Origin of the sequence: Alginatibacterium sediminis, assembly GCF_003610775.1 — a bacterium.
Lineage (GTDB): Bacteria > Pseudomonadota > Gammaproteobacteria > Enterobacterales > Celerinatantimonadaceae > Alginatibacterium > Alginatibacterium sediminis.
The window spans coordinates 317,808-343,422 of sequence record NZ_RAQO01000009.1; the positions used below are offsets into that span (position 1 = coordinate 317,808).

Annotated in this window: 27 protein-coding genes and 1 tRNA gene; 16 read left to right on the forward strand and 12 right to left on the reverse strand. The window is 43.3% G+C overall.

Going from position 1 to position 25,615, the window contains the following annotated elements; genetic code table 11:
- Positions 1-282 precede the first annotated feature (282 nt).
- The 7 genes from DBZ36_RS17755 (at position 283) to DBZ36_RS17785 (ending at position 7,817) form a co-directional block, all read left to right on the forward strand.
- A complete protein-coding gene (locus DBZ36_RS17755; RefSeq protein ID WP_120356307.1) occupies positions 283-804 on the forward strand; it encodes a GNAT family N-acetyltransferase in 522 nt (173 codons plus the stop codon).
- A 20-nt stretch (positions 805-824) separates the two neighbouring features.
- Positions 825-1,181: a hypothetical protein gene (locus tag DBZ36_RS17760; RefSeq protein ID WP_120356308.1), complete on the forward strand. Its 357-nt coding sequence runs from the start codon at positions 825-827 to the stop codon at positions 1,179-1,181.
- 430 nt (positions 1,182-1,611) lie between these two features.
- On the forward strand, positions 1,612-2,586 hold the full coding sequence (mglB, locus tag DBZ36_RS17765; protein WP_120356309.1) for a galactose/glucose ABC transporter substrate-binding protein MglB: 975 nt from the start codon (positions 1,612-1,614) through the stop codon (positions 2,584-2,586).
- 67 nt (positions 2,587-2,653) lie between these two features.
- Complete coding sequence (mglA, locus tag DBZ36_RS17770; protein WP_120356310.1) at positions 2,654-4,165, forward strand: galactose/methyl galactoside ABC transporter ATP-binding protein MglA; 1,512 nt, start codon at positions 2,654-2,656, stop codon at positions 4,163-4,165.
- A 23-nt stretch (positions 4,166-4,188) separates the two neighbouring features.
- Positions 4,189-5,199, forward strand: coding sequence for a galactose/methyl galactoside ABC transporter permease MglC (gene mglC, locus DBZ36_RS17775; RefSeq protein ID WP_120356311.1), 1,011 nt, complete (start codon positions 4,189-4,191; stop codon positions 5,197-5,199).
- A gap of 86 nt (positions 5,200-5,285) precedes the next feature.
- Positions 5,286-7,025: a methyl-accepting chemotaxis protein gene (locus tag DBZ36_RS17780; protein ID WP_199711916.1), complete on the forward strand. Its 1,740-nt coding sequence runs from the start codon at positions 5,286-5,288 to the stop codon at positions 7,023-7,025.
- 423 nt (positions 7,026-7,448) lie between these two features.
- Positions 7,449-7,817 carry a RidA family protein gene (locus DBZ36_RS17785; RefSeq protein WP_120356312.1) on the forward strand — a complete coding sequence of 123 codons (369 nt, stop codon included), beginning with the start codon at positions 7,449-7,451 and terminating at the stop codon, positions 7,815-7,817.
- Here the strand turns inward: DBZ36_RS17785 and DBZ36_RS17790 are convergent.
- On the reverse strand, positions 7,814-8,431 hold the full coding sequence (locus DBZ36_RS17790; RefSeq protein WP_120356313.1) for a helix-turn-helix transcriptional regulator: 618 nt from the start codon (positions 8,429-8,431) through the stop codon (positions 7,814-7,816). The two genes, DBZ36_RS17785 and DBZ36_RS17790, sit on opposite strands and share 4 nt — an antisense overlap.
- A 121-nt stretch (positions 8,432-8,552) precedes the next feature.
- Between DBZ36_RS17790 and DBZ36_RS17795 the strand changes: the two genes are divergently transcribed.
- From DBZ36_RS17795 to DBZ36_RS17805, 3 genes are all read left to right on the forward strand, one after another.
- On the forward strand, positions 8,553-9,152 hold the full coding sequence (locus DBZ36_RS17795) for an NAD(P)H-dependent oxidoreductase (RefSeq protein WP_120356314.1): 600 nt from the start codon (positions 8,553-8,555) through the stop codon (positions 9,150-9,152).
- A gap of 26 nt (positions 9,153-9,178) precedes the next feature.
- A complete protein-coding gene (locus tag DBZ36_RS17800) occupies positions 9,179-9,601 on the forward strand; it encodes a VOC family protein (RefSeq protein WP_120356315.1) in 423 nt (140 codons plus the stop codon).
- Between the two features lie 210 nt (positions 9,602-9,811).
- Positions 9,812-10,150, forward strand: a complete 339-nt coding sequence (locus DBZ36_RS17805; protein WP_120356316.1) for a hypothetical protein — start codon at positions 9,812-9,814, stop codon at positions 10,148-10,150.
- A gap of 8 nt (positions 10,151-10,158) precedes the next feature.
- On the opposite strand, the gene DBZ36_RS17810 is transcribed toward DBZ36_RS17805, so the two are convergent.
- The gene (locus DBZ36_RS17810) at positions 10,159-10,473 is read right to left on the reverse strand and encodes a hypothetical protein (protein WP_120356317.1); all 315 of its coding nucleotides are present in this window, start codon (positions 10,471-10,473) and stop codon (positions 10,159-10,161) included.
- A 178-nt stretch (positions 10,474-10,651) separates the two neighbouring features.
- Here DBZ36_RS17810 and DBZ36_RS17815 point away from each other — a divergent pair, with 178 nt between their 5' ends.
- The gene (locus DBZ36_RS17815; RefSeq protein WP_120356318.1) at positions 10,652-10,834 is read left to right on the forward strand and encodes a hypothetical protein; all 183 of its coding nucleotides are present in this window, start codon (positions 10,652-10,654) and stop codon (positions 10,832-10,834) included.
- Here the strand turns inward: DBZ36_RS17815 and epmB are convergent.
- A complete protein-coding gene (gene epmB, locus DBZ36_RS17820) occupies positions 10,831-11,844 on the reverse strand; it encodes an EF-P beta-lysylation protein EpmB (protein ID WP_120356319.1) in 1,014 nt (337 codons plus the stop codon). The genes DBZ36_RS17815 and epmB overlap by 4 nt on opposite strands.
- Before the next feature lie 29 nt (positions 11,845-11,873).
- Here epmB and efp point away from each other — a divergent pair, with 29 nt between their 5' ends.
- Together efp and DBZ36_RS20540 are read left to right on the forward strand one after the other, a co-directional pair.
- Positions 11,874-12,440 (forward strand): elongation factor P, encoded by a 567-nt coding sequence (gene efp, locus DBZ36_RS17825; protein WP_120356320.1) that lies wholly within the window; start codon positions 11,874-11,876, stop codon positions 12,438-12,440.
- A gap of 223 nt (positions 12,441-12,663) precedes the next feature.
- Positions 12,664-12,828, forward strand: coding sequence for a hypothetical protein (locus DBZ36_RS20540; RefSeq protein WP_158589142.1), 165 nt, complete (start codon positions 12,664-12,666; stop codon positions 12,826-12,828).
- Positions 12,829-12,885: 57 nt separating this feature from the next.
- Here the strand turns inward: DBZ36_RS20540 and frdD are convergent, their stop codons facing one another.
- The 4 genes from frdD to frdA are packed head-to-tail and all read right to left on the reverse strand — an operon-like array spanning position 12,886 to position 16,182.
- Positions 12,886-13,233, reverse strand: coding sequence for a fumarate reductase subunit FrdD (gene frdD, locus DBZ36_RS17830; protein WP_120356321.1), 348 nt, complete (start codon positions 13,231-13,233; stop codon positions 12,886-12,888).
- Between the two features lie 9 nt (positions 13,234-13,242).
- A complete protein-coding gene (locus DBZ36_RS17835) occupies positions 13,243-13,632 on the reverse strand; it encodes a fumarate reductase subunit C (protein ID WP_120356322.1) in 390 nt (129 codons plus the stop codon).
- Between the two features lie 2 nt (positions 13,633-13,634).
- Complete coding sequence (locus DBZ36_RS17840; protein ID WP_120356323.1) at positions 13,635-14,372, reverse strand: succinate dehydrogenase/fumarate reductase iron-sulfur subunit; 738 nt, start codon at positions 14,370-14,372, stop codon at positions 13,635-13,637.
- Between the two features lies 1 nt (position 14,373).
- A complete protein-coding gene (gene frdA, locus DBZ36_RS17845; protein WP_120356324.1) occupies positions 14,374-16,182 on the reverse strand; it encodes a fumarate reductase (quinol) flavoprotein subunit in 1,809 nt (602 codons plus the stop codon).
- Between the two features lie 265 nt (positions 16,183-16,447).
- On the opposite strand from frdA, the gene epmA reads away from it, so the two are divergent.
- Positions 16,448-17,437: an elongation factor P--(R)-beta-lysine ligase gene (epmA, locus tag DBZ36_RS17850; protein WP_120356325.1), complete on the forward strand. Its 990-nt coding sequence runs from the start codon at positions 16,448-16,450 to the stop codon at positions 17,435-17,437.
- An 18-nt stretch (positions 17,438-17,455) separates the two neighbouring features.
- Here epmA and DBZ36_RS17855 read toward each other — a convergent pair whose 3' ends face one another.
- The 5 genes from DBZ36_RS17855 to rsgA all read right to left on the reverse strand — a co-directional run bounded on the left by DBZ36_RS17855 (position 17,456) and on the right by rsgA (position 24,781).
- Positions 17,456-18,859 carry an SLC13 family permease gene (locus DBZ36_RS17855; RefSeq protein ID WP_120356326.1) on the reverse strand — a complete coding sequence of 468 codons (1,404 nt, stop codon included), beginning with the start codon at positions 18,857-18,859 and terminating at the stop codon, positions 17,456-17,458.
- Between the two features lie 309 nt (positions 18,860-19,168).
- Complete coding sequence (locus tag DBZ36_RS17860) at positions 19,169-19,468, reverse strand: hypothetical protein (RefSeq protein ID WP_147395043.1); 300 nt, start codon at positions 19,466-19,468, stop codon at positions 19,169-19,171.
- Positions 19,469-19,479: 11 nt separating this feature from the next.
- Positions 19,480-22,788, reverse strand: coding sequence for a mechanosensitive ion channel domain-containing protein (locus tag DBZ36_RS17865; protein ID WP_120356328.1), 3,309 nt, complete (start codon positions 22,786-22,788; stop codon positions 19,480-19,482).
- 20 nt (positions 22,789-22,808) lie between these two features.
- Positions 22,809-23,663, reverse strand: a complete 855-nt coding sequence (gene asd, locus DBZ36_RS17870) for an archaetidylserine decarboxylase (RefSeq protein WP_120356329.1) — start codon at positions 23,661-23,663, stop codon at positions 22,809-22,811.
- An 80-nt stretch (positions 23,664-23,743) separates the two neighbouring features.
- A complete protein-coding gene (gene rsgA, locus DBZ36_RS17875) occupies positions 23,744-24,781 on the reverse strand; it encodes a small ribosomal subunit biogenesis GTPase RsgA (protein ID WP_120356330.1) in 1,038 nt (345 codons plus the stop codon).
- Positions 24,782-24,871: 90 nt separating this feature from the next.
- Here rsgA and orn point away from each other — a divergent pair, with 90 nt between their 5' ends.
- Both orn and DBZ36_RS17885 read left to right on the forward strand, forming a co-directional pair.
- Positions 24,872-25,426 carry an oligoribonuclease gene (gene orn / locus DBZ36_RS17880; protein ID WP_120356331.1) on the forward strand — a complete coding sequence of 185 codons (555 nt, stop codon included), beginning with the start codon at positions 24,872-24,874 and terminating at the stop codon, positions 25,424-25,426.
- 130 nt (positions 25,427-25,556) lie between these two features.
- A tRNA-Gly gene (locus DBZ36_RS17885) sits at positions 25,557-25,615 on the forward strand.

Sequence of the window (25,615 nt, forward strand, 5' to 3'; positions counted from 1 at the left end):
GTTGAAGCGCCGACGATAGCAAACTCAGCGGATACTTTGCGAGAGAGCTAAGCTTGAAGATGAACTCATCCATATACTCGGATTGCCCTGCAAACGAGCTTGTCAGAAAGTTCTTTGCATTACCTACTATTACATGTTCGTTTTAGAATGCATTGCTCCTCACCAAAACAGAGTCCCAACAATGGCGAGAACTTATTCCAATTGAGGTGGTAAAGGAATATTCAGCCCTGCTGAATCGTGTTATAAAAATAGCTTTTCTAGTGCAGGATTTAGTAGGAATTCATGGGAAAGGATATATTACTTCGCGTAGCAATGCCCGGTGACAGTAGAACAATCGCCTTGGTTCAGCTTCAAGCTTGGCGAAGTGCTTATAATAACATCATGTGTCCAGAGTATTTGGGTTCGCTTAATCTCGACTCACTAGAGTCGCATTGGCATCAGGCGTTAATTCAGCCATCTCCAGGTACGACGCTAGTATTAGAGTGTCAGGAGCGAATCGTAGCTTTTGGAGTCTATGGACCCGCGCGTGATAGTCATTTTGCAGGCTTAGGCTATGCAGAGTTGTGTTCAATTAATGTCAGCCCCGACTGTTGGACGATGGGCTATGGCAAGATATTGATCCAAGAGATGGAAGCTCAGATCAAACGCCGGTGGCCTAAGCTGTATCTGTGGGTAGCGCAAGATAATCAGCGGGCTATCAATTTTTATGGCAAAAATGGTTATCATGACAGTACACAGCGGCGCAGTAACGACAGTTTTTCGGCAACGCCGTTTACCGAACAACGCTTCGATAAAAATATTTGAATTCTAGATGAGAGCTACTAATGAAACGTACATTTCTATTTACATCACTGCTAATAAGCCTTAATAGCTGGTCTACTCCTATAACGATTGACGCGGTAAAGTTTTCCGACTTAGGAGGGCAGCGTTATCGTGTAGATGTCAGCTTAGTACACGCTGATAGCGGTTGGGATCACTATGCAAATCGATGGTGGCTTGAAGACGACAATGGAAACGTTCTTGGTGAGCGGGTTTTGGCTCACCCTCATGTTAATGAGCAACCCTTTACTCGTAGTCAAACGATTCATATCCCAAGTACACTTGAATCAGTCGTAGTAAAAGCATCTGAAAACCGAGATTCAGATGAAATTGCTAGAAAATTGATATTACTGCCACAATAACAATGCGTGTTCAGCATCCGTGTTACTGATGGGTTATAGGCCCCAATCTTAAAAAAACATATCCAAAACAAGATCTCAATTTGCAACGCAGTGTAACTTGCGTGTTACAAAAGGCGTGAATAATGCGCTTTCACGCATGTTAGAAGTCATTAATATAGCTTTGCAATCCTCGGTATAAATCATACCAATACCAATTTAAAACATACATATTCAAATAAACCACTACAAAACAGTTATTTAAAGTGTAAATAAAACATTTCTTAAAAATTACAAAAACCCTCTTTTTCCAGCTTACATTGGGTTTCAAAACCGCGCAAAGCTCACATTATGAGAACGTTTTCTCAGCCTATAATCCCTCTCGAAGTCACGTTACAGATTTTGTAAAGCACCACCCTACGAAATAATAACTAATGAAAAGGAAAGTTCATCCATGAAAAAAATGACTATACTCGCCACCCTTTGTGCAGGATTAGCAGTTGCTAATGTTGCATCTGCTGCAACAACTCTTGGTTTTACTGTTTATAAGTATGATGACAACTTTATGTCAGTAGTACGTCAAGCGATTGAAGCTGAAGGCGAAGCGGATAGCGATGTTAAATTGCTTATGAATGACTCGCAAAACAGTCAATCTATGCAAAATGACCAAATTGACGTCATGCTAGCGAAAGGCGTAAAAGCATTGGCGATTAACCTTGTCGATCCAGCAGCTGCTCCTGTTGTGATTAAGAAAGCTAAAGAAGATAACGTACCGGTTGTTTTCTATAACAAAGAACCTTCTGCTGAAGTACTTGCTAGCTATGAGCTTGCTTACTATGTAGGTACTGATTCAAAAGAGTCTGGCATTATCCAAGGCGAATTGATTGCTAAACATTGGGCTGCGAACCCAGCTTGGGATAAAAATGGTGATGGCGTTGTTCAGTATGTACTTCTAAAAGGTGAACCTGGCCACCCAGATGCAGAAGCACGTACTAGCTACGTTGTATCTACACTTGCTGATAAAGGTCTTAAAACAGATGAGCTTCATTTAGATACGGGCATGTGGGATACCGCGATGGCCAAAGATAAAATGGATGCTTGGATTTCTGGTCCTAACGGCGACAAAATTGAAGTTGTAATTGCTAACAACGACGGTATGGCTATGGGTGCAATTGAGTCACTTAAAGCTGCCGGTGCTTCTGACATTCCGGTATTTGGTGTCGATGCACTAGCAGAAGCTCTTGCATTAGTTAAGTCTGGCGCAATGGCCGGTACTGTACTAAACGATGCAGGCAACCAAGCTAAAGCAACTTTCGAGTTAACACGTAACTTGGCAAATGGTTTGCCAGCTGGTGAAGGTACTGATTGGGTAATCGAGAACAAGATTGTTCGTGTACCTTATGTCGGTGTAGATGCGTCGAATTTGTAATTTGAAGCTCTAAAAGCTCTCCAAAGCGGGGCTGTCTGTCCCGCTTTTTATCTAGTTGGTTGATCATATGACAAGTTCTCAAAGCTCAGAGTTCCTGCTGGAAATGACAGGGATTGATAAACAATTCCCAGGGGTGAAAGCCCTAGACAAAGTTAACCTTAAAGTAAGACCGCATTCTATCCATGCTCTCATGGGTGAAAATGGTGCTGGCAAATCCACATTATTAAAATGTTTATTCGGTATCTATGAAAAAGACGCCGGAGAAATCCTATTTCTTGGAGAGAAAGTTAGTTTTCAATCTTCGAAACAGGCCCTTGAGTCAGGTGTGTCAATGGTACACCAAGAACTCAACCAAGTTTTACAACGCACGGTAATGGACAATATTTGGCTTGGGCGTTATCCGCTCAAAGGCTTTTTTGTAGACCATGACAAAATGTACCGTGACACTAAAGAAGTATTTGAAGAACTCGATATTGATATCGACCCGAAAGTAAAGGTTGCAACACTTTCGGTATCTCAAATGCAAATGCTAGAAATCGCTAAAGCCTTTTCTTATGACGCGAAAATCGTGATCATGGATGAGCCCACCTCATCGCTTAGCGAAAAAGAAGTTTCTCATTTATTTAAAATCATCAAAAAGCTTAAAGAAAAAGGCTGCGGTATTGTCTATATCTCCCACAAAATGGAAGAGATTTTCGAGATTTGTGATGATATTACTATCTTGCGAGATGGTGTATGGGTAGATACAAGGCCGCTTGAAGGCCTAACGATGGACGCCATTATTAGCATGATGGTTGGCCGTGAGTTAACACAGCGTTTTCCGCCTAAAACAAACGTTCCTAAAGAACCAATTCTTCGCGTTAATAATCTTACCGCGGCTAATCAGCCATCTATCCAAGATATCAGTTTTGACTTACGCAAAGGTGAAGTTTTAGGTATTGCGGGGCTAGTTGGAGCTAAACGAACCGATATCGTGGAAGCTTTGTTTGGTATTCGTGAACGCTCTGGCGGTGAAATCTTACTGCATGACAAAGTGATGCGAAATCGAGATGCTCATGAAGCCATTCAAAATGGTTTCGCTTTGGTCACCGAAGAGCGTCGAGCAACAGGTATCTATGGCAATCTTGATATTACTTTTAACTCTTTAGTTGCCAATGTTGAGCAATACAAAGAAAACTTTGGTTTATTGAGTAATCGCAAAATGAAAAGCGATACGCAGTGGGTAATTGATTCGATGAGTGTCAAAACGCCATCGCATCAAACCAATATCGGCTCCTTGTCCGGTGGTAACCAACAAAAAGTGATCATTGGTCGTTGGTTGTTGACTCAACCAGAAATTCTAATGCTTGACGAGCCAACACGAGGTATTGATGTTGGGGCTAAATTTGAGATTTACCAATTAATTTTGGAACTAGCCAAGAAAGATAAAGGCATCATCATCATCTCATCTGAAATGCCTGAGTTACTCGGAATTACAGACAGAATTTTGGTCATGAGCAATGGTCGCAACGCCGGAATTGTTGAGACTAAGAAAACCGACCAGAGCGAAATTTTGGCATTAGCCGCGCGCTATTTATAAGTATTTGCACTAGGACAATAGAAATGGAATCTTTAAAAAACCTATCCATGACGCGATATCTTAAAGAAGGGGGCATCTATGCCGTTCTCTTCATTTTGCTAGCCGTTATTATTATTCAAGAACCGTCGTTCTTAAGTCTACGTAACTTAAGTAACATCCTTACTCAGAGTTCAGTTCGAATCATTATCGCACTTGGTGTTGCTGGTTTGATTGTCACACAAGGTACGGATCTATCAGCGGGTCGCCAAGTTGGCTTAGCCGCGGTACTCTCGGCATCATTGCTGCAAGCTGCTGAAAACGTTAACCGTGTTTACCCTGATTTAGGTGAAATACCTATTGTTGGTGTGATTCTTGTGGTGTGTGCGGTTGGTGCATTTATCGGCCTAGTGAACGGTATTATCGTCGCTTACCTTAAGGTTACGCCATTTATCGCAACCTTAGGTACCATGATTATCGTATATGGTGTGAACTCCCTTTACTTTGATTCGGTTGGTGCTTCGCCTATTGCGGGCTTCGATGAGCGCTTCTCTACCTTTGCCCAAGGCTTTATTCGACTCGGAGACTTTAAACTCAGTTACTTGCTCTTTTATGCCATCGTTGCTATTTGTGTAGTGTGGGTTATTTGGAACAAGACCGTTTTTGGTAAAAATATCTTTGCCATTGGTGGTAACCCTGAAGCTGCTAAAGTATCTGGTGTAAATGTACCAAAAACCTTGTTAATGATTTACGCATTGTCGGGTGTGTTCTATGCGTTCGGTGGTATGTTAGAAGCAGGTCGTATCGGTAGCGCCACGAACAACCTCGGTTTCATGTATGAACTTGATGCGATTGCGGCTTGTGTGGTCGGTGGTGTTTCTTTTGCTGGTGGTGTAGGTAGCGTCGCAGGTGTTGTGACTGGTGTACTCATCTTCACCGTGATCAACTATGGCATGACTTATATTGGTGTGAGCCCATATTGGCAGTATATTATTAAGGGTAGCATTATCATTTTCGCCGTGGCTTTGGATTCAATGAAGTATGCAGGTAAAAAATAATTCTAACCTAAAATAGTTAAATATTAAGTCTAGTTGGCCGAAACAATGGTTAGCTAGGCTTTTGCGTATAACAACGAGGGATATAGATGCAGCTGTCATTTAAGGGAAAGGTCTTCGGACTGTTTGTGTTGATCGTGACACTTTCGGTTTTAACTTCATATTTCGCCACTAATTATTTTGTAAGCGCCTATGTAAATGACTCAACAGTCAAAAGTATTGAAGCGCAAATGGCGCTGATTAAAGGCAAAGTTGAAGGCGATGTTCAAAGTAAAATTTTGCTGGCGAGTAATATTGATACCGGATCAGACTCTTTGGACGCGTTGCAAGCTAACACTGGTTTTTACAAAATCTACAAAATCATATCTGGAATTGTTTTCACTGATGAAGGTACCGTTTCTGAGGGGCCGTTAGTTGATTCTATGATCCCCTTGTTAGATAAGACCGTAAATGGTGTTTATCTTAGTGAACTAGAAATCGTTGAAGACAAACCGATTTTAACCTTGGTTGTGGCTAGTAGTGAAACCCGTGCCGATATTTTCCGAATTGATTTAAATGATGTTAGCGCTCTGCTTGCCGCAGTGAGTAAAAATGGCGCTCACTTATCTCTGCGAGACCAAAGCGGGACTGCGGTTTACGCTAACGATTTTACTGATGAACACTTAACGTTTGATATGCCGATAGATGTACAAGGACAGCAGTGGAATCTCTCAGCCTTGATTGAAGTTGCTGTTATCGAAGATAGAGTTTCGGCCTTAAACTCGTCAATTACGATTGCATTGTTGGTCAGTGGATTAGTGTTAATTGCTTTGAGTATAGCGGCCTTCTTTATGGCTTATGCTCCTGTGCGTAACTTGCGCGATGTAGTTGGCAGCTTAGCCGATGGAGAAGGTGATCTTACCCAGCGTCTGGAAGTTAAAGGAAGTGGTGAGCTGGGCGAAATGGCCACCTCAATTAATGCCTTTGTAGAAAGCTTGCAGGTCATGGTTAAGAAAGTCATGAATAGCAGTGAAGTTTTGGGTCAAAACGTGCAACAAATCAACACCCAAACCTTCAAGAACCAAGATCTGCTAAACGACCATGTTCAAGAAACCGAACTTGCGATAGCGGCAATCACTGAAATGAGTGCTACGGCTGCATCAGTCGCCGAAAATGCAGTTGGTGCTGCGCAGCTCACCGATTTGTCGACTCAAAGTGCAGAGCAATGCCAAGCCCAAGTCAATGAATCAGTAGACAGCATGGGGCAGTTAGTTGGTCAAGTGGACGATATGTCTAAATCGATTAGCGCATTAAGTACTGATATTGAGAACATTGGAAGCATCTTAGGAGTGATTGGCGGGATTGCTGACCAAACCAATCTGTTAGCCCTTAACGCCGCAATTGAAGCCGCCAGAGCGGGTGAGCAAGGCCGTGGGTTTGCTGTTGTTGCGGACGAGGTAAGAACACTCGCGAATCAAACTCAAAATAGTACTAAAGAAATTAACGCCATGTTGTCGCAAATTCAAGCGGGTACAGCCTCAGTTGTTACTGCAATGGAAAGCACTAGGATAGGCTGTTTAAATAGTGCGGAAACAACCTCTAAAAGCAGCGAGTCTTTGAATGCATTGTTGGATTCAATTGCTGAGTTATCTGGACTCAATAGTCAGATTGCAACAGCTGCAGAAGAGCAAAGTGCAGTGACCAATGAAATTTCGGAAAACATGTCGAAAATTCAGATGGTCGTGCAAGATTTGCAACAAAATGGTCAAGCAACTCAAAGTGATGTAGAAGCACTGGAACAAACTAAAACGAGCTTAGCTCAATTGGTTGGTCACTTCAAAACCCAGTAAAGAAACGGCAATGACAGGCCTAGAAACGGCCTGTCATATTCCACTCGGCCTTAGTGTTTGGCTATAGTCTTTACCCTTCGTCAGTTCTCAAGAAGCTTTTTGTCTTCAATCCACGTTTGTAAATAAAGTGCTCCGGATTTAGTTCTCATTTCACTTTAGGTCGTGTTCGACAAGCAAATTAAGTCGACTATTCTTTACCCTTTGAGTTTGGGCTTTATACCAATCCCACTAATTATTTAATCAGCCTAGTCGACTATAATCACTTATATCAGCGTCAAAAACCTTGTCATTAGGTCAACTAGTAACTGCGCTTTTTTCCTTGACCTAAGCAATTCTATATACGACTAATGACGACCAACTAATTAGTAGGATTGGTATTATACTAATGGCGATCCCCCATTTCCATTCATTACAGAGGTCTCTATGATTGAACGCTTTGAAACTAAAACTCGTATGAGTCGCGTGGTTAGACACAACGGTACTTTATACTTGTGTGGACAAGTTGCAGCTGATGCCAACCAAGGCATCAAAGAGCAAACAGAAACTATGTTGGCCAAGGTAGATGAGCTACTAAATCAATATGGTTCTAACCGTCAAAGCATGTTGTCAGCCACACTTTACATAAGCAACATGGATAACTTTGCAGCGATGAACGCCGTATGGGATGCATGGGTTCCGGCCGAACACGCACCAGCGCGAGCTTGTGTACAAGCGCAAATGGCGCGACCTGAGCTATTGGTTGAAATTTCGGTTACGGCAGCCCAAGTTGGCGTTGACTCAATGACTAGTTAAGCATTTGAAATCTTATAACTACAGCGCCGAGAACCACTAACAATGTGTTCTTCGCGCCGCACGATGTAATCATTGCCAAGTAAGGTTTGGAAAAGCTCGAGTTCAGAGCGACAGAAGTTTTGACACGCTTTTGCTGCGGCGCAAATTGGACAATGATTCTCAAGCAAATACCAGTCGCCATCGATTTGCTCTACGCTCGCCATATAGCCCTCTTCACTGCGCACCAAGGCTAGTGCATTAAGTTTTTGTTCTAAGCCCTCACATTGAGTCATACGTTCACTATAACTGGCAAGCGTGGCTTGCTCTCGATGACTAATGAGTTTGTCGAGTCCAGCCTCTCCAAAAACCTGCCGTACCGAGTCTATCATTACCACACTCAATTCTTCGTGGCGGTTTTCGAAATGGCGTTGGCTAGTTTGGGCTAGATACCAGTAACGGGTGGGGCGTCCACGTTCGGCTTTATGATCTTTCCAGAATAAGTCACCAGCTTCTTCCAGAGATTGTAAGTGCTGTCGCACTCCCATAGAACTGATACCCAAAATTTTTGACAACTGGACCGCAGTGCTCGGGCCGCCCCGTTTTAATTGTAGAAGTATCTTGTCAGATGTTTTCATTGCATTACTCCTTAGACCTCCATTTTATGTTGCTAAGCAATTAAGTAAACTTTTTTCTTTACTTAATTATGTAAAGGATCTACTTTATATAATAATTAGTAAGTGAAAAGGTTTACATATTATGAAGGTATTAGTGGTGTCCTCAAGTCAGCGTCCTGACTCGCAAAGCGCCAAGGTTGCTCAATTTATTGCCAGTTCTGCCAGCCAGTTTGAGACCGTTGAGCATATTGATCTGCAAGGTTTGAAACTTAACTATTGGGATGGTGATGACGATAGTCCAGCGAACCAAGACGATGTGGTATGGCGCGACATTCATCATGCAAGTGTCGCTGCGGATGCATTCATTCTCATTACTCCTGAATGGGGGGGGATGGCTACCCCAATCCTAAAAAGTTACCTCATGCGACTAAATAGTGAAGATGTTGCTCACAAACCGGCCTTGCTGATCTCTGTCGTCAACGGTGTTAGTGGTGCTTATCCGATTGCGGAGCTGCGCATGAATGCATTCAGAAATAACAAGATCGTACCCATCCCCGACCACATGATTATTCGAGAAGTTGAGCTGGTGTTGAATCACCGAAAGCCTGAAAACTCACGTGATCATCGTCTTCGAACGCGGATTAGTTTTAGTTTGAATTCGTTGTTTGACTATGCGTTTGCCTTAAAGAATATGGGCAAGCAGCGCGAACAGCAGCCTCACCAATATCGCTACGGAATGTAGTGAAAACTTAATTAAGGAAATACATCATGATCAGATTAGAGCATTTAAATATTGTTGTTACCGACTTAGAAGCAAGTTTGGCATTCTACCAAGCGATATTTCCACATTGGCAAGTTCGTGGCCGAGGTGAAAGTAGTTGGTTTGGAAAAAATAGACAATGGTTGCACTTTGGAGACGACTATAATTACTTAACCTTAAATGATAATGGTGACAGTGAAGCGCGAGATCGTAGCGGACACCAAATTGGGATCGCTCATAGCGCTTATGTCACTGATGATATCGAAGGTGTAATAGCGCGCTTAGCAAGTGCTGGCTTTAGCCCATCAAATGACGGACAACCTGACGAATATCGACGCAATATCTACTTTATTGACCCAGCTGGCTTAGAGGTGGAATTTGTTCAGTATTATAGCGATCAACCCAAATTGCGTAATCGTTATGACAACTAAAAAGGTTCAATGCTGACTATTCCTATTCCAGTTATTATTTGATGAATATTAGATTTCTGAAATTGAACCTAAATAGAAAAGTTTACTTATTTCCAATAAATCAATCGCTATTGTCTTGGGTTTTGAGCTACCCTTAGCCAAGTTGAATAGCGAGCGTTTTTATTTTAATGAGCGCGTAAACAGATACTTAGGACTAGAATGGATTCGGGAATGAAAGTTTTTATTGCTGCAATAGCAGTGCTTCTAATTGCAGTAGGTATATTTATTATTGCTAGTGTTCTTCCGCCTGCACTTAATATTTTAAACGTGAGTTCTGACTCTCAGTTATTGCAAGGCTTCTTTGATTGGCTTATGTCAGATACCAATGCGCTTCGTGACAAAGCGCCTGAAGAGCTGCTAGAAGTGTTTCAGACTTTTACTAAAGTCATCGTTGTTGTGGTGTTTTTATATGCTTGTGTAAAGTTGGTTCGGGTTGGCCTACTAGTCATTAGAGAGGGCGTCCATTTACTACGCCCCAGCACTGATGGCAAAACAAAAGCCGAAAAATAGACCTTTGCTTAAAGCTTTTGCTTAAAGCTGACTAATAAGCGGTTCATCGCTTCTAATTTAGTCATGAGCAACTTTAATTGACTCACGAAATGATCTTCGTCAGTGGCTTCTTGCAGTAAAACTAAGTCACTGGCGAGTTCTTCTACGTAAGGCAAAAAACTGGTGTGGTGCTGTTTAAATAACTGTTCGTTTGCAAACAAAGCGTCAAATTGTGCCAAGCCCTCATTCTTAAATTCTTTTAGTTTATGGTCCGCATCGATTGAACGGTGGTAGATTTCTTTTAAATTCAATTGAATTTGGGTAATGACTTTCTGTTGGTCCATGTGTCACCAGAGAACTATAAATAATTTCCTGATTATAGCAGGGAGACTGAAGTGCTGACTACGAAAGCATTAAAGGTTTATTCTTAGATGCCGATATAGCGTTGATGCGCGATTGCAATCAATAGCAATATAGATGGCAGTATGGGCAACATTCAATGTTTCTATCGTGGAGGTAAGGATGGAAATTTCGTCACAGACGACAGCTCAATCAATGCAAGTGATTTCTGCTCAACTGGCTCAAAGTCAACAAAAGCAGGAAGGTGCAGCAGTGATGGAGCTATTAGCATCAAGTGAAGGTTCTGCCCCTAAAGTTAGCAACGGGCCATCGAACCTAGGTTCTACAATTGATGTGCATGCTTAAATCGGAATAGGCGTTTTGCTGGTTTTACCAGCTTCTTCACGCGTCAACTTCGGTATCAAAAAGCCTGGCAATTGTTCAAGCATCGCTTGTAGTAATTGTTGGGCTTTTTCTTGGCTGACATCAAAATGAGCAGCGCCTTCAACTTTGTCGAGTAAGAACAGGTAGTAGGGCAGTATTTCGGCTGCAAATAAAGCCTCGCTAAGTGCGCACAAAATCTGTGCATCATCGTTGACGCCCGCTAATAAAACACCTTGATTGAGTAAGGTTACCCGAGATGACTTCAATTTATAGCTGGCTCGTGCCAAGTCAGAACTAATCTCATTGGGGTGGTTAATATGGGTGACCAAAATCACCTGTTGCGGGTGTTGCTTGAGTATTTCGCAAAGTTCGTTATCTATTCTTGAAGGCATTACCACTGGTAATCGCGTATGGATGCGCAGTCTACGTAGATGTTTGATCTGTGCGAGACGTCCTAGTAGCCACTGTAACTGTTGATTGTTAGCCATTAATGGGTCGCCCCCACTAAGTATCACTTCGTTAATATTTTCATCACGGGCAACATAATCGATTGCATCCTGCCAACCCTCTTTATTAGGGCTGTTTTCCGGATACGGGAAGTGGCGGCGAAAACAATAACGACAGTTTACGGCGCAGCCGGCTTTAAAAATAAATAGCACACGACTTTTGTACTTGTGCAACAGTCCTGGTAGCGCGCTATTTTGTTCTGCTAATGGGTCGGTGCTGTAACCCGCGACCGAATTGAACTCCTGGCGAAGCGGCATCACCTGCAACAATAGTGGGTCTTGCGGATTGCCTTTTTCCATTAAGGACACAAAGTGTCGCGGTACTCTTACTCCAAATAGGCGTTTGGCTTCAAAATCTTCTCCAAATTGAGCGGGATCAATTTCGAGCTCTTTAAGCAGCTCTGCTGGGTCGGTGATAGAATTTGCGAGCTCTTTTTGCCAAGAAACCTGCAAACTATCCTCATTTCGCGTTATTATTCGCTGCATTAATTATTGACCTATACCTTGAGGATAAAATGGCGTCATATTCTACCAGTGAATTTAAAAGCGGGCTAAAAATAATGCTCGATAACGAGCCTTACGCAATTATCGAAAACGAATTTGTTAAACCAGGCAAAGGACAAGCATTTAGCCGGGTACGTATTCGACGTCTACTTACCGGCAAAGTCTTGGAAAAGACCTTTAAATCTGGCGAAACAGTCGAAGCAGCTGACGTTATGGATAGTGAACTTGCCTATCTTTATAGCGATGGTGAATTCTGGCACTTTATGAACAACACCACTTTTGAGCAAGTGGCTGCCGATGCTAAAGCTGTTGGTGACAACGCTAAATGGTTAGTTGAACAAGACATGGTCGTCATCACCACTTGGAACGATAACCCAATTTCGATTGCACCGCCGAATTTTGTTGAATTAGAAGTCACCGAAACCGATCCCGGTTTGAAGGGTGATACTGCAGGTACTGGCGGTAAACCAGCAACCTTAAGCACTGGCGCTGTGGTTCGCGTACCATTGTTTATTCAGATTGGTGAAGTGATACGCGTTGATACGCGTAGCGGCGAATACGTGAGTCGGGTGAAGTAAATTCACGAGCGCTTTTGTTTACACTACACTCGTTAGGAGCCATGTATAAATTTGCTCCCTTTTTGACCTTTGGATCTGCCGATACAGTGCTATACTCTTAAATACCACCTTGGTGGTATTAACGTTCCCGTTCAACGGTTATATGTTTCGTAAACGGACGACGAAGCCAACACCAGGAACTGTGAATTAACTTTTTGAGTTTACACAGGAGAGGCAAGTAAAAATGAGTGTTAGCAATGAAATTGAGAGCGATTGCTTTTCGTTCGACTACCCAGTTGGGACTTTTGAACAATTAGCGCTAAAGAAGGCCTTGCTTGAAGAAGTCCAAGGTCGAGAGCGAGAACTTAAGCGAGAAATTGAAGCTTTGGAATCGCAATGCGCGGTGTAGCGTAAACTGATTAAATAAAAACGGGCTCTTGCGAGCCCGTTTTGCGTTATATCTGTTTTAAAGCACGAGTACTAAAACAATAGATGCAATTGTTGCCGTGTAGGCGATACCGTAAAAAACAGTTTGCGTTCGAACGCCGGCATGAATCTTGAAATCATGTAAGCAGTGATACAGACGGTGAAGGCTTAGCCACAATGGAAAGCAGATAACCACTAAAAGTATTAGTGCTCCCCACCAAGAACTTGCAAAGGCAAAAATTCGATCATAGGCAAGTAACTCAGCTGGAATTATGCCCAAAGGGTAAAGTAAGCCAGTAATAACGATAAAAATTGGAAGAATTAAAGCCGCAACCATACCGCCCGCGCCGAAAAGTCCCCAAAAAATAGGTTCATGTGAACGAGACATATTTCCCCCTTATAGGAATAAAATAATTAGGCCTAGGGCACTACACCCGGCTAAAGCTGCATACATAGCGTTAACGATCCACGAGTCCGGGACTCGTTTTTCGCCCATCCACAAGTTGGCCGCTTTAGGCGCTAGCTGAAACCAGGTATAGCTGTGGTATAGGGTCCAAACTAGGGTCAACACTTGGAAAACAATCGTAATTGGATGGCTAATGAATCCAAGCCAAGTTTCAAAGCTAGATTGGCCTTGAGTTAGGCTAAATAGACCAGCGATCAGCATAAAACAATACAAGGCTATAACGAGACTTGAACCCTCACGAATAATATACATCGTGAAAAAGCTGTCTTTACGCCACCAATCGGCCTTCATCTCGCGGGTATAGGGTTTTCTTTTGCTCATGCTTATTCTCCCGGCTTAAACATTTGAATCACATAATCCTTCGCACTTTCAACTTTTCCAAGTTGAATAGCGGCAGCTGGGTCTACACCCTTAGGACACACAACAGAACAGTTACCAACAAAGGTACATCCCCAAACACCTGCTTCTTCATTGATGAACTTCATGCGTTCAGCTTTGCCTTGGTCTCGCGTGTCATTGTTGTATCGATGGATTAATGCCAGAGCCGCAGGACCTGTAAATTTATTGTCGAGCCCATATTGAGGGCACGCCGCATAACACAACCCGCAATTGATACACATGGAGAATTGCTTGTACTGTTCCATTTGTTTTGGCGTTTGCGTTGTGCATCCATCATCCAAAGAGCGTGGTTCTTGCGTAATGATATAGGGCTTAATGCTCTCCAATTTTGCGATGAAATCGCTCATATCCACGACAAGGTCTCGCTCGATAGGAAAGTTAGCCAAAGCTTCTAGCTTAAGTTCGCCACCGGCGTAGTCGCGCAGGAAGGCTTTACAACCCAGTTTCGGTTGGCCATTGACCATCATTCCGCAGCTTCCGCAAATAGCCATGCGACAAGACCAGCGATAGCTTAAGGTCGGGTCTAGTTCATCTTTAATGTAACCCAGAGCATCGAGTATCGATGTTTCATGGTTATATGGAACGTCGTAGCTTTGCCATACTGGTTTTTCGTCGGTTTCCGGGCGATAGCGCAGGATCGACATTTTCATGATTTCTGCCATGTTACTTCTCCTCTGCACTTAGTTTATCGGCGGCTTTCTTATCAGCTTCTTGTTGGTCTGCTGCTGCACCGTAAACGCGCTCCGCAGGTTTAGATTTTGTAATCGTCACAGTGCTATAGTCGATTTTTGGCTGGGCATCGCCTTGATAAAAAGCCAAACTATGCTTGAGATAATTTTCGTCATCGCGTTTTTCGAAGCCATCAATCCGTTGATGAGAACCACGAGATTCTTTACGCAAAATGGCTGAGTGTGCCATTGCCTGCGCCACATCAATTAAATACCCCAATTCTACGGCGTAAAGCCACTCGGTATTAAAGACTTCGCTGTCATCTTTAAGATTGATGCGTTTGTAGCGATCTTTAAGCTCTGCGAGTTTGTCGATGGTTGCTTGCATGGCTTCTTCGGTGCGATAAATTCCCACACCTTCTTCCATGGTCAGACCTAATTCCCTGCGAATATCAGCAACTTTCTCATCGCCATCAAACTCTTTAATCGCTTGATACTTCGCTAGTGAGGCTTGTGCCTGATCGAGCAAGCCTTGACTGTCACCATGGCTAATTTCTAGCGCATTTTTTGCCGCTTCTTCACCAGCCACTTGACCAAATACGGTAATCTCAGTGAGCGAGTTGGACCCAAGACGATTCGCACCGTGTAGTCCTACTGATGAACATTCACCCGCTGCGTAAAGTCCTTTGATTGAAGTTGCACAGCGGCCATCGGTTTCAATCCCGCCCATGGTGTAATGCACGGTTGGACGAACAGGGATCGGTTCTTTGACTGGATCAACGCCGACATAAGCTTTTGCTAGCTCGCAAATAAATGGCAGTCTTTCGTGTAAAAACTCTTTACCTAAATGAGTTAAATCGAGGTAGACATAGTCGCCATTTGGACCTTCAACGGTGCGGCCTAATTGCGCTTCTTGCCAGAAACATTGGCTTAAACGGTCACGAGGACCAAGTTCCATATATTTATTTTTTGGCTCACCAACAGGCGTTTCTGGTCCTAAGCCATAATCTTGCAGGTAACGGTAGCCATCTTTATTGGTTAGGATCCCGCCTTCACCACGGCAACCTTCGGTCATTAAAATTCCAGTGCCGGGTAAGCCGGTTGGGTGATATTGAACAAACTCCATGTCACGAAGCGGTACGCCGTGTCGATATGCCAATGCCATACCATCACCAGTGACGATGCCGCCGTTAGTGTTAAAGCGATAAATTCGACCTGCACCACCAGTAGCAATAATGACCGATTTGGCTTGAATTAGCTTGGCTTCACCAGCTGCGATATCTAACGCAAGTACACCTTTTACTTGGCCATCTTCTACGATTAAGTCGAGCACGAAATGCTCATCAAAGCGCTTAATAGTCGGATATTGAATGGATGTTTGAAATAGGGTGTGGAGAATATGGAAACCGCTTTTATCAGCCGCAAACCAAGTTCGCTCAATTTTCATGCCGCCAAATCGACGCACGTTGACGCTACCATCTGGTCGTCGTGACCACGGGCAACCCCAATGTTCTAATTGGGTCAGCTCTTTAGGGGCAGCTTTTACGAAGAAGTCGACAACATCCTGCTCACAAAGCCAGTCACCGCCAGAAACAGTATCGTTAAAGTGATTATCAAAAGTGTCGTGGTCTTGGGCAACGCCGGCTGCTCCACCCTCTGCTGCCACGGTGTGGCTTCGCATTGGGTAAACTTTTGAAATGAGCGCCACTTCGAGATCGGGGTGGGTTCGCGCAACTTCAATTGCTGCGCGCAGTCCTGCCCCGCCTGCGCCGATAACGGCCACATCGGTTTTTATTATTTTCACGCGTCTCTCCAGTTTTAGGGAATACAAATACCGTAGCTTGTGGTTGGCATAAACCAAGCGCTAGGGTATTTATATTCTTGCTGTGTGCTTCGCATCACTAATTGTGCTGCTATTGAACATTTAAGGATTGATTGAAATCAAATACACATCCTACTGTTGTTTTTTAATCAATATAATGTGAGAAATGAGAGCCATCTCTAGAAATTCGAATTTTGTGTAAAAAGAAGGCAGAATAGGCACTCTATGAGAACTAGGTCACGGTTTAATGACAGCTGAAGCACTAACAACAAATTCTTGGGAACCAAGCGCATCGCGTCAAATATTGCAACAACGAGCTAGCTTGTTAAGGTCCATTCGTCATTTCTTTGATGAGCGAAATGTTATGGAAGTGGAAACACCGATCTTAAGCCATTCAAGTGTCACTGACCCATACCTACATTGCTTTGAAACTCAGTTGAGTGAACCAGGGAAAGACCAAACGCAGACCTTGTTTATGATGACGTCTCCTGAGTTTCATATGAAGCGGCTACTTGCGGCAGGCTCAGGTAGTATCTATCAAATTTGTAAGAGCTTTCGAAATGAAGAGAGCGGTAAATTACATAATCCAGAGTTCACGATGCTGGAGTGGTATCGCTTAGGGTTTGACCACCATGCGTTGATGGACGAGCTTGAGCTATTGATCAAATTACTACTTAAACTTGAAAACTGTGAGCGTATAAGCTACCAACACGCGTTTATTGAGCAGCTCGGATTTGATCCCTTGGTGTGCCCAAATGACGTTCTAAAAAATGCAGTCAAAGGCTTGGGACTTTCGGCGCTTATGCTGGCTGAGTGCGATAGAGATGATTTGCTACAACTAGCATTTAGCGCATATATTGAGCCCGAAATCTCTAAGAATAAGCCTTGCTTCGTTTATGATTTTCCTGCATCTCAAGCTTCGTTGGCACGCATTTGCCCTAATGACTCTCGTGTTGCCTCGCGCTTCGAGCTTTATTATAAAGGCGTCGAATTAGCCAATGGCTTCCACGAACTTTGTGATGTTGTTGAACAAGAGCAACGCTTTGAGAAGGATCGTCAAAAGCGCAAACGTGAAGGAAGCATCGATCGAAGCGTGGACCCGATGCTACTCGATGCGTTAAAAGCTGGTTTACCTGATTGTGCCGGGGTTGCACTTGGTCTTGACCGGATATTTATGCTGGCCTTAGGTAAGGAACGCATATCTGAGGTGATAGCGTTCCCGCAAAGTAACTGTTAGGCCAGTTTCGGGCGTTTCTTATAAAATGATCATCATGGCGACATACAAAAGAATTAATCCTGTGGCCCCGATAATGCCACCGACTTTAAGCAAGTCTTTGGTTTGAATCATTCCGGTAGAGTAAGCCAGGGCGTTTGGCGGTGTACTGACCGGCAGCATCATACCTAGTGAGGCTGATAGCGCAACAATCACCAACAAAGTGGTAATACCGCCATCTCCGGATAGCCCGTCTAAGGATGTGGCTACAGCGGCCGCAATTGGCATAATTAAGTTGGCTGTAGCGGTGTTGGACATAAAATTAGCCATCGTTATACAAATAAGTGATAGCGCAACAATCACCAGCATGGTGGACAAACTTGTAAAGTCGATTGAGTGGGCTATTTTTACCGCTAGTCCACTTTTCTCAAGCGCCATTCCCATCGCAATACCGCCCGCCACTAACCATAAAACATCCCAATTAATCAGTTTGAGGTCAGCTTTGGTTATAACTCCAGTTAAAGTGAAAACAGCTAAAGGAACGATTGATACCACATAGGTGTTCATGCCGTGAATACTGGTTGTCAGCCACAACAAAATAGTGGATGCGAAGGTCGCATAGACAACGTAAGCCCGTGGACTATGTTGGAAACTGCCTTCCATAGACAAGTTAATAGTGCCTGTTTTCGATTTATACATGTAGTTCAATACGACCCAAGCAATGGCAAGCTGAACCACAACAAAAGGAATACCAAAGGACATCCACTCAGCAAAGGTGATTTGACCTTCTGGAATGTACTGCAAGGCAATAGCATTTGGAGGGGTACCGATCGGGGTTCCGATACCACCGGTATTCGCAGCCACTGGAATCGATAAGACCAAACCTTTAAGCCCGATATCATCCTTTGGTGCTGCTGCGATAATTGGACCAACGATCGCCAGCATCATTACAGTGGTTGCCGTGTTACTCATAAACATACTAAACACAGCGGTGATAAGCATAATGCCTAGCATTATCATCGGGATTTTATTGCCAAAGGGCTTAAGTAAAACCCTTGCAAGATTGCTATCCAATTCGTACTTTGAAGCTGCGATGGCTAAAGCGAAACCACCCATAAATAAAATTATGATTGGCGATGAGAAGGAGTTAAATATTGCAGAGTATGGTAGTAGCTGGCCCAAGTTTTGGTAGTTGTCAGCTGTAGTCAGCATGCTCAAACCATGGGTGGATACGCTCACTACTAATAAAGTGATAATGAGAATTGACGTTGCAAATACTGGCACTGGCTCTAACACCCAAAGCAGTGCAGCCATTACAAATATTGCAATAATTCGATGTTCAACAACGCTGAGGTTCTCAAGCGGAATAGCGGAGTCTGGCAGCATTAATAGCAATGCTGGAATACCAAAACTTGCCGCAAGTTTGATTATCACAGAGACATTCATAAGGGGCCTACTTATTGTAATTGGAATTCGTTTTTGGCTTGATACGAAACAAGTCTCAACAAAACAGATGCTTGCCGCTCTAGTTACATAGTCACTGGCAGCTTCGCTAAACGTTCTAAATTGTTAGAATTGATTGGTCGTCGTTTTTCAAGCGCATATTGATTCAATGCAAGCAGCTTACGCTATTATTATTTAAGGGACTGAGAGGGAGGTCTAATTAAGCTAGACCAAAGTAGTAGTTGTAACAAAGTTTGTGAACTTAAAAGCGACCACACAAAGAGCGCTTCCCAAAAAACTTAGATTGCCTAATTAACCAATTGGCTTACAGGTCCCCCAAGTTTCACTGTGATATTTGTAGCGTGAAATTAGTCCTAGAGTGTCAGTATAGAAATAATACGTGCAGCTATTATTAAACATGTTGTATATCAGTTCTTGTCCGCCATTTTCTTGATGGTTTTTCTGACTGGGCTCTCCCCATTGTTGGATCAGTTGCTCAGCAGGTTTTCCCGTCCAACTTTCGCCGAAGGCGTTCTCGCGAATAAATAAAGAACAAGAAACCAAACCTAATGTCGCAACCGTGATTAGAGCTGCGATTTTGATACTAAACAATAACTGCAGCATTAGCTTGCAGGAGTGCTTATGTGAGTATTAAATTCTTTTAAATTGATGTCCATTTGGGGTGACGACACTCGGATATCGTGTTGTTTAAACTTACTAATAATAACCATATAAATCTCATGTGAAGCAGGCAGTCGATAGCCCATTTCATTCACGTAGGCCCGTATTTCGTATTTCATACCGCGCTCACTAAAGCCAACGAAGAACACTTCTGGCGCTGGAACTTCCAAAATAATGCTCGAATCGGTGACTGACTCCTGCAACAACTGAGTGACTAGAGCCGGATTTGAATCTCTAGCAACATGCACATCAAGCACTAATCGGGTAACCGAATCTGAGAGCGACCAGTTAATAAACTGCTCAGTAATAAAGGCCTTGTTAGGAACGATTATTTCCTTTCTGTCCCAATCAACAATCGTCGTTGCTCGAGTCTTAATATTACTGACTTTGCCTGTTAGCTCACGGATAGTAACTGTATCGCCAAGGCGAATAGGTTTCTCGAATAAAATAATCAGACCCGAAACAAAGTTTGCAAAAATTTCTTGCAAGCCAAAGCCCAGTCCTACCGTTAGCGCGGCAACCAACCATTGTAAACTTGCCCATTCGATCCCTAGTAGAGCAAGAATCGATGTTAGGGAAAATAATAGCACCACATATTTAATCATGGTGGTAATAGCAAAGCTGGTGCCCGGGGATAACTCGATATGCTGCAAAATCATTAACTCGAGTAAACCGCTGAGGTTTTTCAACAAAATTAGACTGACAGTGAACACCACTATGGCCATCGATAAAGTTTTCAGGGTTATGGCGTTGCTTACTTGGAAATCGCCACTGCCGGAGTTTACTTCCCATAATACAAAGTTATCTAAGAACACAAAGGTATTGGTCATTTCTGACCACGACACTAACACTGTCATTACGAAGGTAAGAGTTAAAGCGGCGCGCAATAATCCCACGGATTGTGCGCTGATGGTGTCCAGATCGATTTCAGGTTCTTCTATGATGTCTAGCCGACCTTCATTACTACCTAAGTCTTCTTCAGTGTTTTCGGATTCGCTTCGTGCAGCAACAATTTCTGCACGTTTTGCTTTTGCCCTGTCAAAGGCAATTCTTCGACGCTGCAGTAGCATCCAACGGCGAGCTAAATAGTAAATAAATATACACAAAAATCCGATAATAGCGCTGACTGAGAACTGTCTGAGTAAATTGATCGCCATCGCGAAATAACCTAACAGTGCGGCTAGAGCCAAAACGCTTGGAATTAAACCGGCACCATACCAGACGATTCTGCGACTCAAGGCTTCAGCTTTAAAGATTGGATTGCGGTAGCTGACCGGTAACTCTGTATTGTAGAGCCGCCAATCGACAAAAATTAAGGCACCGCAAATCCAAATAAATGCCAACCGACCAATACTGTCATAGTAGGATAAGTCGTTTCGCTCGACTCCCAAGCTTAGGATGAGTACCGCTGGTATACAAAAAAGGGCCGTATTTAGACAGAGTGTGCGCACCCGGTTTATTGCAAACATGGGCCACTTGAAATGAGTATTGAACAAACCGTTTTTTCGGCTCAGCTGAAGTAGCCAGAATAAACAGAACAAATATAATGCTAGGTTGGGTAGGGCATGTCCCCAAGTAACCGCAAATGGATATTTCCAGCTCATGCGCAAAGGAATTGCTATGGAGCTAAGTAACAGAGGTAGTGGCAGGGCTAATAGTAGACTTACAGCTAAAACGGCTAAGGTATACTTAAATTTATCACGAGTAATATTACCAATTTTGGATTCAATACTACGCAGATAAGCTTGGTGCCAAAGACGGTCAGCACGTACTTGCCAAAACCATAAAAGAGAGAAAACAAACCAGCTTAAGTACCAAATGATATTAATCTCTGTAAAAGCTTGACCTAGTTCCTTCCAGTTTTCACTTGAGAATAACCACTGAACTCCCAATTTTAGATTAGTGAGGGTCGCTAGGTTTAATACACTTACATCTGCGATCCAAAACAGTTCTTGGTCAACTTCCGTTTGGATAGTTGTTAGCAAATTATTGAGCTGAGCGTGATCAACTTTAAGTTTCGACATTTCCAATTGATTATTGTCGATTTGAATCAATAGGCGTTTTGCCGCTGTATAGCGCAAATTCCATAGTTCTTGTAGCGACTTTTCTTGTTTTGAATTTAGTTGTGAGCTCACGTCCTTACGCCAAATCGGATAGCTTTGTGGGGCGTAGCTGTTCATTTCCTGCTGTAAGTAATGGCGTTTTATCCGCTGTGAGATTAATTCCTCGTCAATGTTCTTTAAGGCGTAGCTGGCCGGTAATTCGTTGATCTGCTGACGCAGGTACTCGCCATAACTTTTAGTAAACTTTAGCCATTCAATTTGTGACTGAAAATTCGAAAAAGACTGCTCTAAGCGGTGCAGTTGTTGACGGGTTTCAACTTGTTCAGCCTGTAGATTGTTAGCCTGTAATAGAATCTGATTGAGCTGTGCTTGCAAATCTTGATAGCTACTGATTAATTCCTGAATTATAGAATCTTGCTTGAAAGCTGAATTACTAGAGCTGAGATATGCGAGTTGATAATCGGATTGAATTTTAGACTTAAGAGCAAATGCCGCATTGAGTTGTTCAAGTTCTTGGCTTGCAAGGCTTAGCCGTTTGTTTTGCAAGTTCACATCAAGTTGGATTAAGTTACTGCGGGTTGGAGCCGTTTGTTGTTTGGTCTTGAGTAAATCAATATTAGCTTTGATGGTCGCTTCGTGGATCTGGGTTCTGACGCGTAAGGGCTCATTGGTGCTTTCATAGGGGGCAAATTGCATCTGATCGAGTTGAATGCGGATTGCATTAAGGCGTTCTTGAAGTGGTGTCAGTCGCTGATGATGGGTACTTATTTGACGTTCAATGTCAGTCAGGCGTTGGCTGTCACTACGGATCTGATCTTGGAATAGGGCAACATCTTGTCGTTTTATTTCGATTTGCTTTTGTAATGCATCGAGACTTAAGTTGTCGATGTTGGGCAAGCTAGTTTGATCGAGCAGCTTTAGTTCACGCTCAATGTTGTCGGCTTCAACTTCAGCATTGTCGGCAAGTGCTAACAGTTGGCGTAGTTGTTCTCGGTATTCGTCCCCTTCTTTGACCAACAACAGCGCTTCTTGGTAAATGTCTTTATTGCGCTGATTTTCGCTCGTACTTTCTTGCTTGTCTAAACCGCCAAGCAAACTGGTCAGTTGAGTTTCCGCTGGGGATATAGCAAGTACTTGCAAGCTCAAGCTAAAACTTAAAGCAGCAATCCATTTCCAAATCCGAGCCATGTCTTGATCCTAAAAGTTAACTAAGGGCTTGTTGTTGCAAGTAACTGTCCAAGACGGGTTGTATCGCCAGTCGTTAAGCTAGATTCAAATGTAATGGCGTCTTCGGCAAATAGTAACACGACAGTGGATCCCAATTTGAATCGACCCATTTCAGCGCCTTTTTCTAATATATGTTGTCCCTTGGGGTAGTCATGCCAAACAACATCATTGCGGGTCGGAGGAGTGACTGTACCTGCCCAAACGGTTTCGATACTGGCAACAATAGTCGCCCCTACCAATACCATTGCCATCGGGCCGTGCTCGGTATCAAAAATAGCCACCACTCGTTCATTACGGGCAAATAAGTTGGGTACATTTTGCGCGGTTAGAGGATTAACTGAAAACAAATCTCCAGGCACATAGATCATGGTGCGTAATTCACCGGTCACAGGCATATGGATGCGGTGATAATCACTCGGAGCTAAATAGATGGTCGCAAAGTCGCCCTTATCGAATTCCTTAGCTAGAGTTGCGTTTCCACCCAATAATTCTTGCGCACTAAAATCGAAACCTTTGGCTTGGAAGATACGACCGTCTTTGATAGGACCCAGTTGACTAACTGTGCCATCGACCGGATGGCATAAACTATCGGCTGTATCGTCAATTGGACGTATCCCATCTTTTAATGAACGAGTAAAAAAAGTATTGAAGCTAGCATACTCACTAGCCTCTTCCAGCTGAGCCTCTTGCATATCAACTTTATATTGCTTGATAAAAGCCTTGATAAGAAAATGGCTAAAACCACCGAGCTCAGCTTGAGCCAAATAGCCAACAACACGTGAAAGCAGATGTTTTGGTGTCACGTATTGAAGTGCAATCTTGATTTTGTCGAGCAATGTAAGGTCCTCTATTTCAATTTAGTTATACAGCTTGTAACCGATTATAAGTTAGTTCGTTTAATTTTGGATCAAATTGGCTATCGTCCACGGATATTCCGGCTCGGTTTGTTTTCAACCATGCTATCGAGTATGCGCAGAAAACTGTCGTGGCGGACTGGATCAATCTGATGGTTGTCGATCGCTGCTTGTAAACCGCAACCAGGATCACCTTCGTGTTTACAGTCTCTAAACCGGCAATGCTCTACCGGCTCTCTAAACTCTCGAAAACCCCAAGTGACCCTTTCTTTTTCAAGATGCCAAAGCTGGAATTCTCGAACGCCAGGAGAGTCAATAAGTTGGCCACCTTGCGGCAAACTATAGAGGCGAGCAGTCGTGGTTGTGTGTTGGCCAAGGCCGGAGACTTCAGATACTTCTTTGGTGAGAATATCTTGCTCAGGAAGCAATTGATTCACTAAGGATGATTTACCTACACCGGATTGGCCTACGAAAATACTGGTATGGCCTTTGAGCTGTTGGTGTATTTGTTCAAAACCTAAAGACTTATGCGTACTCGAATACATTACGGGGTAGCCGAGGCTGCGATAAATCTCAAGTTTTTGGCTTAGTTCTTCGAGCTCTTGCTCACTGAGCAAATCTACCTTGTTAACCAAAATTACTGGAGCAAGACCAACGTCCTCGATGGCAACCAAATAACGGTCGATGATATTAAGCGACAGCTCAGGTAAAATTGCAGAGACAATAAACACTTGGTCTAGGTTCGCTGCAATTGCCTTAATACCGTCATAATAATCGGGTCTGGTTAGTACGGTTCTTCGTTCGTGAACCGCCTCAATAATCCCACTGATGCCAGATTGCACCACATGACTACGGCGAAACAGTACTTGATCACCGCAAACGATCGATTCAACTGTACGACGTATATTACAGCGGAAAATAAGCCCGTCTTGGGTTTGAACATCCGCATGTTGACCAAAACGACTAATCACAATCCCGTCTTCAGGGCTTGCTAATTGCTCGTCTTCCCAATCAATACTATCGGTTTTTTTTAGCCGTTTTTCACGGTTAGCGCGGACCCGTCGTTTTTGTCCGTCACTGAGTTTGTTTCGTTTTGCCACGCGTTGCTATTCAAGTAGTTGCTTTAAAAAGCTATCATACCGTTATTGTAGAGCAAGCGGCACTAAAACCGCCAACTAACGAGCGAAACTATGGCAGCAAGTGAACAAAACTTAATTTGGGTTGATATGGAAATGACAGGCCTTGATCCTTTAACCGACAAGGTATTAGAGATCGCCTGTATTGCAACTGACAGTCAATTAAATGTATTGGCCGAAAGCGAAGTCGTTGTGGTTCATCAAAGTGAAGCGGTTTTGGCTCGTATGGACGAATGGTGTACCAACACTCATACCAACAGTGGTTTAGTCGCCAGAGTTCGAGCAACTGAAGTCAACGAAAATGAAGCTGAACAACAAATATTAGCGTTTGTAAAAAAATGGGTGCCTGAAGGTGCAACGCCGATGTGCGGAAATTCGATACATCAAGATCGACACTTTATGAAACATCATTTGCCGAACCTCGAAAAACATTTTCACTATCGCAACATTGATGTCAGTACGATTAAAGAATTGGCCCGTCGCTGGCGACCAGATATATTGGCTGGGGTTAAAAAATCAGGTGCGCATTTAGCTATCGATGATATTCGAGAGTCATTAGCAGAGTTACAGCACTACGCGGATCATTTCTTCAAGTTGGACGGCAAATAGCCAATCACGAGCCAAAACAGACTTTTTTTGAAGTTTTTGACGCTTCAGGCTTGCAAAGCCTAATTTTGGTCTTATAATTCGCAGCCCTGAAGGACATCGCTTTAGTGATGCCTGACGTGATTTGCGGCACTAGCTCAGTTGGTAGAGCGCGACCTTGCCAAGGTCGAGGTCATCGGTTCGAACCCGATG

Excerpts from the sequence above, each read along its gene's own strand:
- DBZ36_RS17755 (WP_120356307.1), top strand. The coding sequence starts at position 283 with ATGGGAAAGGATATATTACTTCGCGTAGCAATGCCCGGTGACAGTAGA.
- DBZ36_RS17760 (WP_120356308.1), top strand. The coding sequence starts at position 825 with ATGAAACGTACATTTCTATTTACATCACTGCTAATAAGCCTTAATAGC.
- mglB (WP_120356309.1), top strand. The coding sequence starts at position 1,612 with ATGAAAAAAATGACTATACTCGCCACCCTTTGTGCAGGATTAGCAGTT.
- mglA (WP_120356310.1), top strand. The coding sequence starts at position 2,654 with ATGACAAGTTCTCAAAGCTCAGAGTTCCTGCTGGAAATGACAGGGATT.
- mglC (WP_120356311.1), top strand. The coding sequence starts at position 4,189 with ATGGAATCTTTAAAAAACCTATCCATGACGCGATATCTTAAAGAAGGG.
- DBZ36_RS17780 (WP_199711916.1), top strand. The coding sequence starts at position 5,286 with ATGCAGCTGTCATTTAAGGGAAAGGTCTTCGGACTGTTTGTGTTGATC.
- DBZ36_RS17785 (WP_120356312.1), top strand. The coding sequence starts at position 7,449 with ATGATTGAACGCTTTGAAACTAAAACTCGTATGAGTCGCGTGGTTAGA.
- DBZ36_RS17790 (WP_120356313.1), bottom strand. The coding sequence starts at position 8,431 with ATGAAAACATCTGACAAGATACTTCTACAATTAAAACGGGGCGGCCCG.
- DBZ36_RS17795 (WP_120356314.1), top strand. The coding sequence starts at position 8,553 with ATGAAGGTATTAGTGGTGTCCTCAAGTCAGCGTCCTGACTCGCAAAGC.
- DBZ36_RS17800 (WP_120356315.1), top strand. The coding sequence starts at position 9,179 with ATGATCAGATTAGAGCATTTAAATATTGTTGTTACCGACTTAGAAGCA.
- DBZ36_RS17805 (WP_120356316.1), top strand. The coding sequence starts at position 9,812 with ATGAAAGTTTTTATTGCTGCAATAGCAGTGCTTCTAATTGCAGTAGGT.
- DBZ36_RS17810 (WP_120356317.1), bottom strand. The coding sequence starts at position 10,473 with ATGGACCAACAGAAAGTCATTACCCAAATTCAATTGAATTTAAAAGAA.
- DBZ36_RS17815 (WP_120356318.1), top strand. The coding sequence starts at position 10,652 with ATGGAAATTTCGTCACAGACGACAGCTCAATCAATGCAAGTGATTTCT.
- epmB (WP_120356319.1), bottom strand. The coding sequence starts at position 11,844 with ATGCAGCGAATAATAACGCGAAATGAGGATAGTTTGCAGGTTTCTTGG.
- efp (WP_120356320.1), top strand. The coding sequence starts at position 11,874 with ATGGCGTCATATTCTACCAGTGAATTTAAAAGCGGGCTAAAAATAATG.
- DBZ36_RS20540 (WP_158589142.1), top strand. The coding sequence starts at position 12,664 with ATGAGTGTTAGCAATGAAATTGAGAGCGATTGCTTTTCGTTCGACTAC.
- frdD (WP_120356321.1), bottom strand. The coding sequence starts at position 13,233 with ATGTCTCGTTCACATGAACCTATTTTTTGGGGACTTTTCGGCGCGGGC.
- DBZ36_RS17835 (WP_120356322.1), bottom strand. The coding sequence starts at position 13,632 with ATGAGCAAAAGAAAACCCTATACCCGCGAGATGAAGGCCGATTGGTGG.
- DBZ36_RS17840 (WP_120356323.1), bottom strand. The coding sequence starts at position 14,372 with ATGGCAGAAATCATGAAAATGTCGATCCTGCGCTATCGCCCGGAAACC.
- epmA (WP_120356325.1), top strand. The coding sequence starts at position 16,448 with ATGACAGCTGAAGCACTAACAACAAATTCTTGGGAACCAAGCGCATCG.
- DBZ36_RS17855 (WP_120356326.1), bottom strand. The coding sequence starts at position 18,859 with ATGAATGTCTCTGTGATAATCAAACTTGCGGCAAGTTTTGGTATTCCA.
- DBZ36_RS17865 (WP_120356328.1), bottom strand. The coding sequence starts at position 22,788 with ATGGCTCGGATTTGGAAATGGATTGCTGCTTTAAGTTTTAGCTTGAGC.
- orn (WP_120356331.1), top strand. The coding sequence starts at position 24,872 with ATGGCAGCAAGTGAACAAAACTTAATTTGGGTTGATATGGAAATGACA.